Genomic DNA, 14464 nt, shown 5'->3' on the forward strand with positions numbered 1-14464 from the left:
TTCCCCTCTTGCCGCGTTGCAGCGTTATGGACGCTACAAACATGAACATCCCCGAATTGCCGCCTTGCACAAAGGCGGCAATTTTTTTGGACTTCGACGGCACGCTGGTGGACATCGCACCGACGCCCGACGGCATCCATATCCCCGACACGCTGCCCGCGCTGCTCAACGACCTGCGGGATCAGGCAGGCGGCGCGCTGGTCGTCATCTCGGGCCGCGCGGCGGGGGATCTGGCCCAATGGCTACCCGACTACACGGGCCTCATCGTCGGGGGACACGGGGCAGAGTGGCGGCGCGACGGCAAGGTCACGCCCCGCGTGGACCTGGCGCAAGACAGCCTTGACATGCTGCGCGATGCCGCCAGCGCTTTCGCAGGCACCTATCCTCCCGTCCTGCTCGAAGAAAAGCCAACCGGCCTCGTCCTGCACTACCGCGCCCAGCCCGACCTGCAACAGACTGTCGAAACCTTCACTGCCCATCTCGCCCAGACCCACACCGACTTCGAAGCGCAACCCGCCAAGATGGCGGTCGAGATGCGGCCGCAAGGCGTGGGCAAGGACCTCGCCATCGCCGACATCATGGGCTTCGACCTCTTCTCCGGTCGCATCCCTGTGATGATCGGCGACGACACCACCGATGAACCCGCCATGGAATGGGCCCAAAAACAAGGCGGGCTCGGGATCAAGGTCGGCCCGGGTGAGACGAAAGCCCACCATCGCTTGCCTGACACGCAAGCCGTGCATACCTTGCTGAGACATTGGGCCTGAGGCCCAAGGAGATCCCGAAGTGACTGCCCGCCTCATCGTCGTATCCAACCGCATCCCGACCGAGGCGGAGCCATCAGGCGGGTTGGTCGTCGCCCTTCACGACTGTCTCACGGCGCAGGGCGGCGTGTGGATCGGCACCAGCGGCGCCCCCGTGAAGCAACCCGAACCGGAACTGCGCCAGATCGCCCAAGGCGCCTACACCCGCATGGTCTTCGACATTTCCGAAGACGAGCACGAAGGCTACTACCTCGGCTACGCGAATTCCGTCCTCTGGCCGCTCTTCCACCGGCGCGCCGACCTCATGCACGTGCAGCCCGAATACGCGGACCACTACATGGCCGTGAACACGCGCCTCGCCGACATGCTGGCTGACTTCGCGCAGCCCGATGACCTCCTCTGGATCCACGACTACCACTTCCTGCCGCTCGCCGCCCTGCTACGAGAGCGTGGCGTGACCTGCCGCATCGGCTTCTTCCTGCACATCCCATTCCCCGTGGTCTCCGACATCCTCGCCCTGCCGCAAGCCAACGAGCTCAAGGACTGGGTGGCCGCCTACGACGTCTTCGGCGTCCAGACCGAAGGCGACGTCGGACGGGTCATGGCCCATTACCGCGACGACCCCGACGCAGTCTTCGACACGCAGGGGCGCATGGTGTCGCTGGATGACGGGGCCACACCCCGCCACTTCCCAATCGGCATTGACGCCCGCGACTTCGCAGCACTGGCGCAGGCCCAAGCCGACGCCGTCCCGCTCGCCATGACGCTGGGCCAAAAGCTGGTTCTTGGTGTCGACCGGCTCGACTACTCCAAGGGGCTCGTGCACCGCTTCGACGGCTTCGCCGCCTATCTTGAGGCGCGCACGCCCGACACACCCAAGGCGACGCTGCTGCAAATCGCACCCCCCTCGCGCGAGGATGTAGATGCCTACAAGGACATCCGGACCGAACTTGAACAGACCGCCGGCATGATCAATGGCGCCCACGCCGAACTCGACTGGACCCCGATCCGCTACATCCGCCGCAATGTTGAGCGTGACACGCTCGCCAGCGTCTACCGCCGGGCAGACGTGGCCATGGTCACGCCGCTCGCGGACGGCATGAACCTGGTGGCCAAGGAATTCGTGGCGGCACAGGACCCCGACGACCCCGGTGTCCTGATCCTGTCCCACTTCGCGGGTGCCGCCGAACAACTCACCGACGCGCTCATGGTGAACCCCTATGACGCGGCAGAGGTGGGAGAGGCCGTGCAGACTGCCCTCACCATGCCGCTGGCCGAACGCAAGGCGCGGCACGCGCGCCTGCTCGAAAACGTGATGACCGAAGACATCGCATGGTGGACCCGCAGCTATCTGGGTGCGCTGCGCGGCACGGGCTGAAGACGGCCTTCCCCTCGGCCCACGCCAGCCGTAGGGTGGCCGTGATCCAAGCTGAGGGCCCGTCCGATGAACCAATACGCTGCCATGTCCACCACCCCGACCGCACCCATCATCTGCGACCTGCGCAGCGATACGGTCACACGGCCCGATGCCGCCATGCGCAAAGCCATGGCCGACGCCGAAGTGGGCGATGACGTCTTTGGCGATGATCCCACTGTCCACCGGCTTGAAGCGACGCTCGCCGAACGGCTGGGCAAGGACGCGGGCGTCTTTCTCGCCTCCGGCACGCAAAGCAATTTCGTGGGCCTTCTGGCGCATTGCAGCCGGGGGGAGGAGATCGTCACCGGCCGCCCTTACCACATCCACAGATACGAGGCCAAAGGCGCCTCCGTCCTCGGCGGTATCGCCTTCGAACCGCTTGATCCGGTCGCCGACGGCGCGCTTGAGGCCGACGCGATCGCGGCAGCGGTCAAGGAGGACGACCCCCACATGCCCGTGACCCGCCTTCTGGGCCTCGAAAACACCCACAACGGCATCGCGATTCCGCTCACCCGCTTGGGCGAAGCAGTGCAGGCGGGCCGCGATACTGGTCTCGCCGTCCACCTCGACGGCGCGCGCTATTTCAACGCCATCGCGGCCTTGAACTGCCCCGAACAGGCGCTCGCCGACATGTTCGACAGCGTCTCGATCTGCCTGTCCAAAGGGCTCGGCGCACCCATCGGCTCCGTCCTCCTCGGCCCTGCGGACCTCGTCGCCCGCGCCCGGCGCTGGCGCAAGATGCTAGGCGGCGGGATGCGGCAGGCGGGGGTACTGGCCGCCGCAGGCCTGCATGCGCTTGACCACAACACCGCCCGCCTGACCGAAGACCACGCCCGCGCCGCGACCCTTGCCGATGCCCTGCGCCCCTTCGGCGACGTGCAGCACGCCACCAACATGATCTTCTTCACCCCGCCCGGCGGCGTGACCGAGGCGCTGCCGCAGCACATGGCCACCCATGGCGTGCAACTGACCGGGTCCACCGGCACCACGCGCCTTGTGCTGCACAAGGATGTAACGGACGAGGGGCTGCAAGCCGCCATCACCGGATTCCGCAGCTTTTTCGGGGGTTAGGGGCGCGAACTTTTCCCAAGAGTTAAGGCTACCGCACAAACCTTAACGCCGGACATTCGTTAACGGAGTGTGACTGGCGTTGGGCCAAGCAAAACACGTAGTTTCAGGGTCAAAATGTGCAGTTTGTGCAAAACCCCCGGATTTCGGCTTGTTCTGGCCGGGTCAAAACACGCAATTTCCCCCCGAAACTATGCAGTTTGCAAAAGTTAAGCCACCGCACGGCGCCTTAACACATCACAGAGCCTTCCGGGCCCGCAGGGCCGCTGTGATCGTGCCGTCGTCGAGATAATCCAGCTCGCCCCCAATCGGCACCCCTTGAGCAAGCGAGGTCAGCTTGACCTGTCCCTCAAGCTGATCCGCGATGTAATGCGCCGTCGTCTGCCCGTCGATCGTGGCGTTCAGGGCCAGGATCACCTCGCTGATATTCTCGGTCTGCACCCGGTCGATCAGGCGCGGAATCCGCAGCTCCTCCGGCCCAATGGCGTCCAGTGCCGACAGCGTCCCACCCAGCACATGATAGCGCCCCTTGAACACGCCAGCCCGCTCCATCGCCCACAGGTCCGCCACGTCCTCAACCACACAAAGCTCTGAATTCGCACGCTTTTCCGAGGTGCAGATATCGCAAATATCGCTGGTGCCCACGTTCCCGCAATTCAGGCATTCCCGCGCGGTCACGGCCACAGTCTGCATCAGATCGGCCAGCGGTGTTAGCAGAAGCGCGCGCTTGCGGATCAGGTGCAGCACCGCGCGCCGGGCCGAGCGTGGCCCAAGCCCCGGCAGCTTTGCCATCATCTCGATCAGGTTGTCTATGTCGCGGGTGCTGCTCATCGTGTTGATCCTATTGCGCATTTTGCAGAACAAAAAGGGTCTGTTTCGGTTCACCACTTTTCAACCATACGGGGGCTAGGGTGCCGCAAATCAGTGATCAAACGCAGGTGGGCGATGCGCGTTATGAGGTGGAGTATCCCGTTGTTTCTATGCGCTTTTCTGCTGCCGGATTTTGCGCGCGCCTGCATCTATCCCAGCAGCTTGCGCAGCATCAATGCGACACTCCTGGCCGTTTTGAACAGCGGAGGCACCGTGTCGATCCATCACCGCGATGCGTTGCGGCGCAGCTTGAGCCAACTGGAAACACCGATCCTGCTGCGCACATTGCAAGAGGACGTGGGGCGCCGTGACGCGCGCTCTGCGCGCAGCATTCTTTCCGTGGCAGAGGCGCTCGCAGATGGACGGGGCCTCCGCGTTGAGGAGGGTTTGCGCAATGATGTCAGTCGCCTTGCCGGTGCCGCAGACGAGGCCTGTTCAGGAACAGTGGATGCTGCCACGTCAGGTGACAGTGCGGCAGGTGCAGAGCAGGGCAAAGAGCGCAGCACGGGTCAGGGTGGCCGCCCACTGACCTTCCGCGAGGGTGTGGTTAGGCTCAGCATGACTTTTACCGTTTACTTGGTTTTCCTGGCCTTCCTGCTTGGCCTGCGGCGCCAAATCCGCGAGCGTCGGGCGCAGATCACGCAGGAAGAGGGAAAGACGCAAGCGGTCCAGCCCTTTGATCAATCACCGATCTGAGCGTCTTCAGAAGGGCAGCTTCATCCCCGGCGGCAGGCCCAGTCCTTCGGTCAGCTTGCTCATTTCTTCCTGAGCGCGCTCCTGTGCTTTGGCCTGCGCGTCCTTGATCGCGGCCAAGATTAAGTCCTCGACCACTTCCTTGTCATCGCTGGAAAAGATCGATGGATCAATATCAAGCGCAGTCAGCTCGCCCTTGGCCGTCGCCGTTGCCTTGACCAGACCAGCCCCGCTTTCGCCGGTAACCATGACGCTATGCAACTCATCCTGCATCTCAGCCATTTTGGTCTGCATTTCCTGGGCCTTTTTCATCATGCCGGCCATATCGCCGAGCCCGCCAAGTCCTTTGAGCATCTAACTCTCCGATCCATCTGCGCCGCCCGTTCGCGGCTTGGTATAAAGTACAATCCCCACACATATCGCAGCGACGGCCACGATGAACAAGGTCGGCGCGCCCACACACCCCTCTGCCATCGCTTGGGGGCGTAGGCCCGTGGGATCCGCCATCGTGACAACGGTGATGAAGACCGTCCACAATATAACTGCGGCCAGGCCGATCCATTGCTGCCGAAACCGCAGCGCGATCAGAGACAGTAGCAACAGCGCAACGCCCGCAGGTGACAGAAACAGACTGACGGCTTCGCCAAGCATGCCAACCGGTTCTCCATCCCAATCCGGTCGCGCCGCACGACATGCATCAGCCAGTGCAGTGCCAGGCCACAGGGTGAAAAGTAGAAAAGCCAGTGGATGTTCACCGAAGAGACGGCGTTGCGTCATACATTCTCTCCGGGCAAGCGGGCGACGATTTTCAGCTCGACAATGACGCCGTCCGTCGCAAATCCAGCCACCTCGATCGCGGTCCAGGCCGGGTAGGGCTGTTGGACATACCCCGCGCGGATCGTCTTGAAATCCTCCAGATGATCCCTGAGGCCCACATGGAAACTGGTCATGTCCACGACGTTGCTCCAGTCGAGGTCACCTGCCGCCAAAACCGCGGTCACGGTGTCAAAGGCCACACGCATCTGCGCAACCGGATCGCTGGGCGGCGGGCCATCGACGGGGCAGCCGTTGAACCCGGTCAGAAAGACATGATCGCCGGACACACGCGCCGGTGACATGCGCCAATCGCGCACAAGATCCTGCATGCCTTCAGGCACGATGACACCGCGCTCAGTCTTCTTCAAAGGGATCCCATTCGTCGTCCACTTCCGGCAACGCTTCGATATGCGCTTCCTGCGCGATCTCTTCGGGCGTGCGGATCGCGGTAATTTTCGCCTTCGGAAACTGCGCCATCACGGCCTGCACCAAAGGATGAGCCTCGGCCTTTTGCTTGAGTTCCAGGTCGGCAGCGTCGCGCACTTCCGCGATGGTTTTGGCTCCACCCTCGCTGACCACCGACACGCCCCAGCGGTTGCCGGTCCAGGCTTGCAGGCGCGCACCAAGACGCTGCGCCAGATCGCGCGGCGCGTTCTCAGTCGGTTCAAACTCGATCCGGCCGGGCTGGTAGGCGGCCAGACGCAAGGTCGTCTCGACCTCAACGAGCAGTTTCACATCGCGGTTCGCGCGGATCAGTTCAATGACGTGATCAAAGGTGGGGTATCGCGCCAGCGCCACCTCCGGATCATGCGCAAGGGCGGTCGTTTGCCCGGCGGCATTCGGATTGGACACCATGCGCGCCTGCGCCTGATGGACGGCCTGCGCGCCCGTGCTGCCGCCAGCAGGGGCGGATGGCGCAGGCGCTGTCGGTGGCGGCGTCGCGTTCTGCAGTTTCTTGACCAGATCCTCGGGGCTGGGCAGGTCAGCCACGTGCGTCAACCGGATCACGGCCATTTCGGCCGCCATCATCGCATTGGGTGCGCTCGCCACCTCATCCAGCGCCTTGAGCAGCATCTGCCACAATCGGGTCAGTACCCGCATCGGCAATGCCTCGGCCATCTGCAGGCCGCGGCTGCGCTCGTCGGGCGAAATGGTGGGATCGTCGGCGGCCTCTGGCGTGATCTTCACCACAGATGTCCAATGCGTGATCTCTGCCAGATCGCGCAACACGGCCATCGGGTCTGCTCCGTCGGCATATTGGGCGCCCAATTCGGTCAGCGCACCTGCGGCATCGCCTTTCAGGATCATATCGAACAGGTCCAGCACGCGGCCCCTATCCGCCAGCCCCAGCATCGCACGCACTTGGTCTGCGGTGGTCTCGCCCGCACCATGGGAAATTGCCTGATCCAGCAGCGACGTTGCATCCCGCGCCGACCCTTCGGCGGCCCGCGTGATCAAAGCCAGCGCATCATCAGCAATCTCGGCTCCTTCGGCGGTGGCAATCTTGCGTAGAAGTGCAATCATCACTTCGGGTTCGATCCGGCGCAGGTCAAAGCGCTGACACCGGGACAGGACCGTGACCGGCACCTTCCGGATCTCGGTCGTGGCAAAGATAAATTTGACGTGGGCCGGCGGCTCTTCCAGCGTCTTGAGCAGCGCGTTGAAGGCGCTGTTCGACAGCATGTGCACTTCGTCGATGATGTAGATCTTGTACCGGGCGGAGGCCGCGCGATAGTGCACGCTGTCGATGATCTCGCGGATGTCGTTGACCGACGTGTTCGAGGCGGCGTCCATCTCAAGCACGTCGACATGCCGCCCTTCCATGATGGCCCGGCAATGCTCGCACACGCCACATGGTTCTGTCGTGGGGCCACCGTTCCCGTCCGGGCCGATACAGTTCATGCCCTTGGCGATAATGCGCGCCGTGGTCGTCTTGCCCGTGCCGCGAATGCCTGTCATCACAAAGGCTTGCGCGATCCGATCCGCTTCGAAAGCGTTCTTGAGCGTGCGCACCATGGCGTCCTGACCGACAAGATCGGCAAAGGTTTCGGGCCGGTATTTGCGGGCCAATACCTGATAATTCTGGGTCTCGTCTGACATGGGCCTCGGCTGGAATCGGAGTGACTTGGCGACACTACGGGGCAGGGCGCGCGGCGTCCACCGCTGCCTTTACAACCGGTCCGTCATCTGCCGGATCACGTCCGAATTTCGCCGCGCGCGTGCGAGGGTCCAGCCCCCCTGTATCAACATGAACAGGTGTTCGGACTTGGCCTGCGCATCGTCGGCCGACAACCCCAGCCGTTCAGCGTGGTCATGCACTTCGGTGATCCACCCTTCATAGATGTGGTTGGCGTGCGCACGGAAGTCCTCGTTATCCGGCCCTTCGAACAGGGTGGCAGCGATGGGGCAGGTGTCCCAGCCTGTGATGTCGAAAAGTTTGGCCAACTTGTAGCAGAGTGTTGTGGCGCCATCCTCAAATGTGTCTGCCCCGTCAAAACTGGCCGCAATCAGGCGCAGCATCTCATCCGACGCCCATGTTGCCGCTGCCATGGCAAGGTCGGACTTTCCATTGGGAAAGTGGTGATACAGCGAACCTTTGGGCGCCTTTGCATCCGCCAACAGGTCGGCCAGACCCACGCCATGATAGCCCCGCGTACGAAACAGCGTCGCAGCGGACAGGATCAGGCGGTCTTTGGTGGGCAAGGGGCGGTTGGTCATTCTTTGACCTTGACAGGAATAGACCGATTGGTCCAGCGTGTGAACTAGACCAAATGGTCTAGTGGTGATGGAGGACGATCGGATGTTTGACGCAAGCCCTGTGAGACGCGGCGTGACGGACCGCGCACTCGCCTTCAAAACCGAAGACGGCGCAGAACTGGTGGGCCGCCTTTACCGACCCGACCAGCGCCCCTTTGCGGCCGTTGTGCTGAACAGCGCGACGGGTGTGCCGCAAACATTCTACACCCATTTCGCCCGCTGGTTGGCGGCAGAACGCGGCATGGCGGTCCTGACCTATGACTATCGCGGCACGGGACGCTCGGCCTCTGGCCCAATGCGACAGGTGAAGGCCGATATGACGGATTGGGGCATCCGCGATCAGGTCGCCGCCCGCCGCGCGATCCGGCGCGAGGTTCCGGGCACGCAGCTGTGGATCATCGGGCATTCGCTGGGCGCGATGCTGCTTCCGAACCAGCCAGAGCTGGACGATGTGGTCCGCGTGATCGGCGTGGCGTCGGGCATTGTGCACCACAACGACCACCCTTGGCCCTACCGTGCGGTTGCCTTGAATTTCTGGTTCACGCTGGGTCCCCTCGCCACGCTGCTATGTGGGTACCTGCCCGGCAGAGTGTTGCGCATGGGAGAAGATCTGCCTGCAGGCGTGTTCTGGCAATGGCGCAAATGGTGCACGTCGCGGGACTTTTACGATGCTGATCTTGGGCCGCGTCTGCCCGCACCGGACTGGAACAGTCCGGCCACGGTCCGGCTTCATGCATTTACAGACGATGATTTGATCCCACCGGCGCAAACCGCGCGGTTGGCGCGGGTGTACGGGGTGGAACCGGTGGTGATTGATCCCAAGGCTCACGGTCTGAGCGCTGTTGGGCATGTCGGTGCGTTTTCGCGGCGGAACAGGGCGCTGTGGCCGGTGTTATTGGAGGTATGACCTTGACCCTCTCGCGCATCTGCGATGCGCTGCCGGGTTCCGCCATAACAATTGTTTTGGCTCTAGGTGAGAGATTGACAACGACCCAAGCGGGGCTCGTTACGGCTGCTTCCTTCCGGACCTGACCGGGTTGGCGAGGCGCCTGCCCGCGCCAACCTCTCGCCAGTAGATATAAATAGCGCAGCGTGCAGGTGCAAGAGGTGGTGCGTTACACGGTCACCTCGACCTGCAGGAACCCGTTGTCGTCCAGTCCCAGCGCGCTTGGTTCGAACGCAGCAATGTCAGACAGATGGTTCGCGGCGGCGGGTGCAGTCTGAATGATGCGCCGTTTTTGCGCGGTGCCAGCGAACCGCCAGCACGCAGTGTTGCTGCCTGCTTGCAATGGATCGGCACAGGACACCACCGCCCGCAGCGCATCCCTCAGCTCCACATCGGTGCGAACTGTGCGCGTGTCGGGACCGATGCCCGGAAAATTGCCGCCCCCCGCACCCCGGTAGCTGGTCATGGCCAACACGAAACGCGCACGTGGATCCACGTCGCAGCCCTTGTGGCTCAGGCGGCGCACCCGCGTCGCATTGCGGCGCACCCGGTGCCCCGTGACGTCGAAGGCCGAGGGGGCATAGGGGTCCACCTCCGCTTCGATCCCGTACAGCATGTCGAAGTTGAACGCAGGGGCATCCGGATTGACCAGGGTCGTGCTGTTGTCGGGGTCATCTCCAAAAAACACGAGGCTCCGGTCGATCCAGTCCCAAATCTCCGCGCCGGTCAGGACTGCCGCCCAGACAGTGTTGGGATAGGGGCACAGCATCGACACATGGCGTTCGCGGAATGGACCGGGCGGAATGTCGACAAAATTTCCAACGCCGGCACGACCACCCAGCGCAGCGGGCGCGACACTGGCCAAAAGCGGCAGGTTGGCCAGATCCGTGCCTGCGACCGCCTGTTTGATCGTGGACCTCAAGGCGCGCGCCGCCAACGCCTCCGCGCCCGATGGGCGCAACATGGAAAACCAGCTGTGCAGATGTTGCGAGACATGCGCGATCGGCTTGTTCAGATGCGCCTGTGTTGCTGCAACGATCGGTGCGGTGATCTCGGCCACCCGTACATCCGTAGCCGTTGTCCGGTCGATCCCGCGGCGGCGCACGTGCTGAGACGTCACGCGCCAGCCATCGTCATACACAAGCCCAAGGTCAATCACCCCAAGCTCGGCGCCCGCATGCGCAGGCATCACCGCTGGCACTCCGCTGAGCGTTCCCTTTTTCGTATCGACGGTGGCAAAGCCCGCATGATCAGGTCCGGGAAAGCGCAGATGTGTGTGCCCCAGGATCATCGCGTCGACGCCGGGCACATCCGATGCAATTGCGGCTGCAAAGTTTTCACCGGTCGAATCCATGCCATCCGTCAATCCGCTATGGCACAATACGACAACCAGATCTGCACCGGCATCCCGCAAGTGCCGAACGGCTTTCGATGCCGAGTGCACGCCCCCTTCGAACCGCACGGTTCCATCGAGGCAGCGCCGATTCCACACGCCGGTCTGGGGCGGGAGGACGGATGTAACGCCGATGCGCACGGGTCTGATCTGTCCATCAGAACAGTGCAATTGGCGGTCCAGCACCACATGCGCGGCGGGGCTTGTCATCTGGGCAGAAGACGCATTCGCGCAGAGGACTGGGCATGTGACCTGGCCCATAACAGCATCCATGAAGGGCAGCCCAAAGTCGAAGTCATGATTGCCCAAGCCCACGGCGTCATAGTCCAGTGCATTTAGCACTGCGGGCCACGGATGCCCCTCGCTTCGGTCTGCACAGATGTCACCCAGCGGCGTGCCCTGAAGGGCGTCACCATTGTCGAGCAGCAGCCAACCACCCGGCGCGTTGGCGCGCTCATCGCGGATGACAGTGGCCAGCCGATCCATGCCGCGCCCTTGCACCGGGGCATCGCGCAGCGCATCCCACCCGGTCAGGTGCATGTGAACATCCGATGTTGCCGCAATACGCAGCTGGGCACTGGCAAACGTCATGCCATCATTGCATCTTAAGGTTGTGCGAAGTGCAAGAGAAAAGATTTATGCGGGAATTCGGCATCGCTGGACCATACGCCCGCCCATTGCGTCACCGCGCCCCGCGTGCCAAGCACAGCGCCACGACCAAGACCAAGAGGGGCGGGTATGAAACACGCGGAAACGGTGACTTTCGGGGGATCGCACCTCGACCGGGCGGCGGAACTGCGCAGCGATCCCAGCGCGATTGCCCGTGCCAAGGCCGATCCCGCCGCGCGCGCCATCTTGATGTGGCGCGGCAAACCGTTGATCCACCGCACGCGGCCCGCCGTATTGATGCGACTGCCCCTGGATCACCCGGCGTGCGCCGACGCTACCCCCGACACCGCCATCTTTCTGGGGCGCGAGGACGGTGCCCCGCGCTTCGCCCTGGATCTGTCAGCATGGGAACCCGAAGACCTTGACCCATCCCGGCTGGGCGGTTTCCTCGACCCGACCGAACAGCACCACCCGGCTTGCGGCGAGGATGAGGTGTTTGCCGAATTGCGCCGCGTCATGACCTGGCTCACACCGCGCGATGCAGAACTGGCAGCCACAGCGCGGGCTGTGTTCAGCTGGCACGACACGCACGGGTTTTGCGCCAAATGCGGGGCAGCCTCCGATATGACGCAGGCCGGATGGCAACGGACGTGCCCCGCCTGCGGCGCACATCATTTCCCGCGAACCGATCCCGTCGTCATCATGCTGATCACCCATGGCAACTCTGTTCTGATGGGCCGCTCACCCGGTTGGCCACAGGGGATGTACTCTCTTCTTGCCGGGTTTGTTGAGCCTGGCGAAACGCTTGAGGCCGCCGTGCGCCGGGAAGTGTTTGAGGAAGCGGGTGTGCAGGTCGGCGCCGTCGAATATCTGTCGAGCCAACCGTGGCCGTTCCCGGCGTCACTCATGTTCGGCTGCCGCGGGTCCGCCCTGACGGCAGACATCACCATAGACCCGAATGAAATCGAAGATGCGATCTGGACCACGCGGGAAGAGATGCTTGCGATTTTCGCGGGCGAACACGAAACAATTCTGCCCGCCCGCAAAGGCGCAATTGCGCATTTTTTGCTGGAGAACTGGCTTGCGGACGCGCTCGATTGACGTGACACTGCGCCCGAGACACATCACAGCAGGCATCCGGCATGAAATTCTCGGCCCGAGAAGACGTGGCAGCACCGATTGACGCCGTGTTCGACGCGCTCAACGACTTTGAAAGCTTTGAACGGCAAGCCATGCGACGCGGAGCACAGGTCAGGCGGATTGACCCGCTGACGCAGCCCGGCGTGGGCATGCAGTGGGATGTGCGCTTCAAGATGCGTGGGCGCCCGCGGGAATTGACCGTGAAGATGGCCCGCTACGATGAGCCGAACGAGATGATCTTCGATGTGAACTCTGCTGGCGTGACAGGCACCTTTTCCATCGAGCTTCTGGCGCTCTCGCGCAACCGCACCCGTATGGCGCTCGCGCTTGAGCTGACACCGCTGACGCTGTCGGCCCGCCTGTTTGTCCAGTCGCTCAAACTGGCCAAGACATCGCTGAGCAAGCGTTTCAAGCTGCGCGTAGCTGAATACGCCAAAGGGCTCGAAGACCGGCTACAGCGCAGCGCCTGACGGCTCAGACCCGACCCGCTGCGGCAGGGTATACCCCAAGAATATCCAAGCGGTTTGTGAAGTAGTCCAGTTCTTCCAACGCGCGCGCAACACCCGGATCATCGGGGTGTCCTTCCACATCGGCGTAAAACTGCGTGGCGGTGAACGCGCCGCCGACCATGTAGCTCTCCAGCTTGGTCATGTTGACACCGTTCGTGGCAAAACCGCCCATCGCTTTGTAAAGCGCGGCGGGGATGTTGCGCACTTCGAACACGAATGTCGTGATCATCGTTTCGCCGCGGCGCGTCAGATCCATCTCTGGCGCCATCAGCAGGAAGCGGGTGGTGTTGTGCCCCTGATCCTCGATGTCGTTGGCCAGCACGTTTAGCCCGTAGATATCGGCGGCAACGGATGATGCCAGCGCACCGACGCCCCGTTCTTCGGCCCTTGCGATGGCTGCGGCCGCACCTGCGCTGTCCGGTGCGGCCTCGGCATGAATGCCGTGCGTATCCAGATAGGCCCGCGCCTGCGGGATCAGCACCGGGTGCGCGCGCACCAGCGAAATATCATCCAGCGTTTGACCCGGCATTGCCATCAGCGCGATGCGCACCCGAACAAAGGCTTCATCGACGATGTGCAAACCACTTTGCGGCAACAGGCGGTGGATGTCAGCGACGCGGCCATAGGTGGTGTTTTCAACTGGCGGCATGGCCATGTCAGCTGCGCCACTGCGCACGGCAGCGATCACGTCTTCGAATGCGTGGCAGGGCACAGGCGTGGCATCTGGTCTTGCTTTCAGAACGGCCTCGTGGCCGTAGGCGCCCAAATCCCCTTGGAACGCAATCCGTACTGACATCGTTGGTCCTTTGTTGCCGAGCCACTACCTGAAACCCGGCAGGGCGATTGGTCGCGGTTTCTATACCTTGCTTGTCCTCAGGGGAAGCCGTAGATACCCGCCGGAACGAAACGAAAGCCACGGAATCGGAAGCCAAATGTTCGACACCATGACCTTTACCAAGATCGCGGCCAGCCTGTGCGGTGCGCTGCTGGTGCTTTTGCTGGGCAAATGGGCTGCAGAAGAGCTTTACCACGTGGATGGTCATGGCGATCAGGCCTACGTTATTGATACCGGCTCTGACGACACCGCCGAAGAGACGGTTGAAGTGGCGTTTGCTGACGTGTTCGCAGCCGCCGACGCGAGTGCAGGGCAACGGATTTTCCGTCAGTGCAGCGCCTGCCACAAACTCGAAGACGGCGAAAACGCGGTTGGCCCGCACCTTTACGCCGTTGTCGGCCGCGAGGTTGGCTCGACCGGTTACGGCTCTTACTCGGGCGCTCTGAATGAAGTGGCCGACGTGTGGACGCCCGAAAACCTAAACAGCTTCCTTGAAAACCCACGCGGCTGGGCGCCCGGCACGTCGATGGGCTACAACGGCCTCCGCGATATCGAAGACCGCGCCAACCTGATCGCCTATCTCGACAGCATCGGCGGCTGATTTTAGCCGGAAAAACGTGTTTCAAAGGCCGCGTGTATCGTGCACG

At 62.9% G+C, this 14464-nt stretch carries 16 protein-coding genes and 1 other RNA gene; 8 read left to right on the top strand and 9 right to left on the bottom strand.

Annotated features, from left to right (window positions below; translation table 11 throughout):
• Positions 1 to 26: 26 nt before the first annotated feature.
• The 3 genes from otsB (at position 27) to ltaE (ending at position 3252) form a co-directional block, all read left to right on the top strand.
• Positions 27 to 767 (top strand): trehalose-phosphatase, encoded by a 741-nt coding sequence (gene otsB, locus FD715_RS13325; RefSeq protein ID WP_147110415.1) that lies wholly within the window; start codon positions 27 to 29, stop codon positions 765 to 767.
• A gap of 19 nt (positions 768 to 786) precedes the next feature.
• A complete protein-coding gene (locus FD715_RS13330) occupies positions 787 to 2142 on the top strand; it encodes a trehalose-6-phosphate synthase (RefSeq protein WP_147110418.1) in 1356 nt (451 codons plus the stop codon).
• 66 nt (positions 2143 to 2208) lie between these two features.
• Positions 2209 to 3252 carry a low-specificity L-threonine aldolase gene (gene ltaE / locus FD715_RS13335; RefSeq protein WP_147110420.1) on the top strand — a complete coding sequence of 348 codons (1044 nt, stop codon included), beginning with the start codon at positions 2209 to 2211 and terminating at the stop codon, positions 3250 to 3252.
• Between the two features lie 234 nt (positions 3253 to 3486).
• Here the strand turns inward: ltaE and recR are convergent, their stop codons facing one another.
• The gene (gene recR, locus FD715_RS13340; RefSeq protein WP_147110422.1) at positions 3487 to 4080 is read right to left on the bottom strand and encodes a recombination mediator RecR; all 594 of its coding nucleotides are present in this window, start codon (positions 4078 to 4080) and stop codon (positions 3487 to 3489) included.
• A gap of 123 nt (positions 4081 to 4203) precedes the next feature.
• Here recR and FD715_RS13345 point away from each other — a divergent pair, with 123 nt between their 5' ends.
• Entirely contained in the window at positions 4204 to 4815 is a 612-nt protein-coding gene (locus tag FD715_RS13345) for a hypothetical protein (protein WP_147110424.1), read from the top strand.
• 6 nt (positions 4816 to 4821) lie between these two features.
• Here FD715_RS13345 and FD715_RS13350 read toward each other — a convergent pair whose 3' ends face one another.
• The 5 genes from FD715_RS13350 to FD715_RS13370 all read right to left on the bottom strand — a co-directional run bounded on the left by FD715_RS13350 (position 4822) and on the right by FD715_RS13370 (position 8346).
• The gene (locus FD715_RS13350; protein WP_147110426.1) at positions 4822 to 5166 is read right to left on the bottom strand and encodes a YbaB/EbfC family nucleoid-associated protein; all 345 of its coding nucleotides are present in this window, start codon (positions 5164 to 5166) and stop codon (positions 4822 to 4824) included.
• Positions 5167 to 5463: a hypothetical protein gene (locus FD715_RS13355; protein WP_147110428.1), complete on the bottom strand. Its 297-nt coding sequence runs from the start codon at positions 5461 to 5463 to the stop codon at positions 5167 to 5169. It abuts the gene before it with no gap.
• A gap of 122 nt (positions 5464 to 5585) precedes the next feature.
• The gene (locus tag FD715_RS13360) at positions 5586 to 5996 is read right to left on the bottom strand and encodes a RidA family protein (RefSeq protein ID WP_223274873.1); all 411 of its coding nucleotides are present in this window, start codon (positions 5994 to 5996) and stop codon (positions 5586 to 5588) included.
• Complete coding sequence (locus tag FD715_RS13365) at positions 5983 to 7728, bottom strand: DNA polymerase III subunit gamma/tau (RefSeq protein ID WP_147110431.1); 1746 nt, start codon at positions 7726 to 7728, stop codon at positions 5983 to 5985. Before FD715_RS13365 ends, FD715_RS13360 begins: the two co-directional genes overlap by 14 nt.
• A gap of 69 nt (positions 7729 to 7797) precedes the next feature.
• Positions 7798 to 8346 carry a TetR/AcrR family transcriptional regulator gene (locus FD715_RS13370; RefSeq protein ID WP_147110433.1) on the bottom strand — a complete coding sequence of 183 codons (549 nt, stop codon included), beginning with the start codon at positions 8344 to 8346 and terminating at the stop codon, positions 7798 to 7800.
• An 82-nt stretch (positions 8347 to 8428) separates the two neighbouring features.
• On the opposite strand from FD715_RS13370, the gene FD715_RS13375 reads away from it, so the two are divergent.
• The gene (locus FD715_RS13375) at positions 8429 to 9292 is read left to right on the top strand and encodes an alpha/beta fold hydrolase (protein WP_147110436.1); all 864 of its coding nucleotides are present in this window, start codon (positions 8429 to 8431) and stop codon (positions 9290 to 9292) included.
• 64 nt (positions 9293 to 9356) lie between these two features.
• Here FD715_RS13375 and ffs read toward each other — a convergent pair.
• Together ffs and FD715_RS13385 are read right to left on the bottom strand one after the other, a co-directional pair.
• An RNA gene (ffs, locus tag FD715_RS13380) (signal recognition particle sRNA small type) lies at positions 9357 to 9454 on the bottom strand.
• Between the two features lie 46 nt (positions 9455 to 9500).
• On the bottom strand, positions 9501 to 11315 hold the full coding sequence (locus FD715_RS13385; RefSeq protein ID WP_147110438.1) for a 5'-nucleotidase C-terminal domain-containing protein: 1815 nt from the start codon (positions 11313 to 11315) through the stop codon (positions 9501 to 9503).
• Between the two features lie 147 nt (positions 11316 to 11462).
• Between FD715_RS13385 and nudC the strand changes: the two genes are divergently transcribed.
• Positions 11463 to 12434, top strand: a complete 972-nt coding sequence (nudC, locus tag FD715_RS13390) for an NAD(+) diphosphatase (RefSeq protein ID WP_147110440.1) — start codon at positions 11463 to 11465, stop codon at positions 12432 to 12434.
• A gap of 41 nt (positions 12435 to 12475) precedes the next feature.
• Positions 12476 to 12943, top strand: coding sequence for an SRPBCC family protein (locus FD715_RS13395; protein WP_147110442.1), 468 nt, complete (start codon positions 12476 to 12478; stop codon positions 12941 to 12943).
• Between the two features lie 4 nt (positions 12944 to 12947).
• On the opposite strand, the gene FD715_RS13400 is transcribed toward FD715_RS13395, so the two are convergent.
• The gene (locus tag FD715_RS13400; protein WP_147110445.1) at positions 12948 to 13778 is read right to left on the bottom strand and encodes a prephenate dehydratase; all 831 of its coding nucleotides are present in this window, start codon (positions 13776 to 13778) and stop codon (positions 12948 to 12950) included.
• A 136-nt stretch (positions 13779 to 13914) separates the two neighbouring features.
• On the opposite strand from FD715_RS13400, the gene FD715_RS13405 reads away from it, so the two are divergent.
• A complete protein-coding gene (locus FD715_RS13405) occupies positions 13915 to 14418 on the top strand; it encodes a cytochrome c family protein (protein WP_147110447.1) in 504 nt (167 codons plus the stop codon).
• Positions 14419 to 14464: the final 46 nt, after the last annotated feature.

The sequence above is a fragment of the Tateyamaria sp. syn59 genome (genome assembly GCF_007995245.1).
Classification (GTDB): Bacteria; Pseudomonadota; Alphaproteobacteria; order Rhodobacterales; family Rhodobacteraceae; genus Tateyamaria.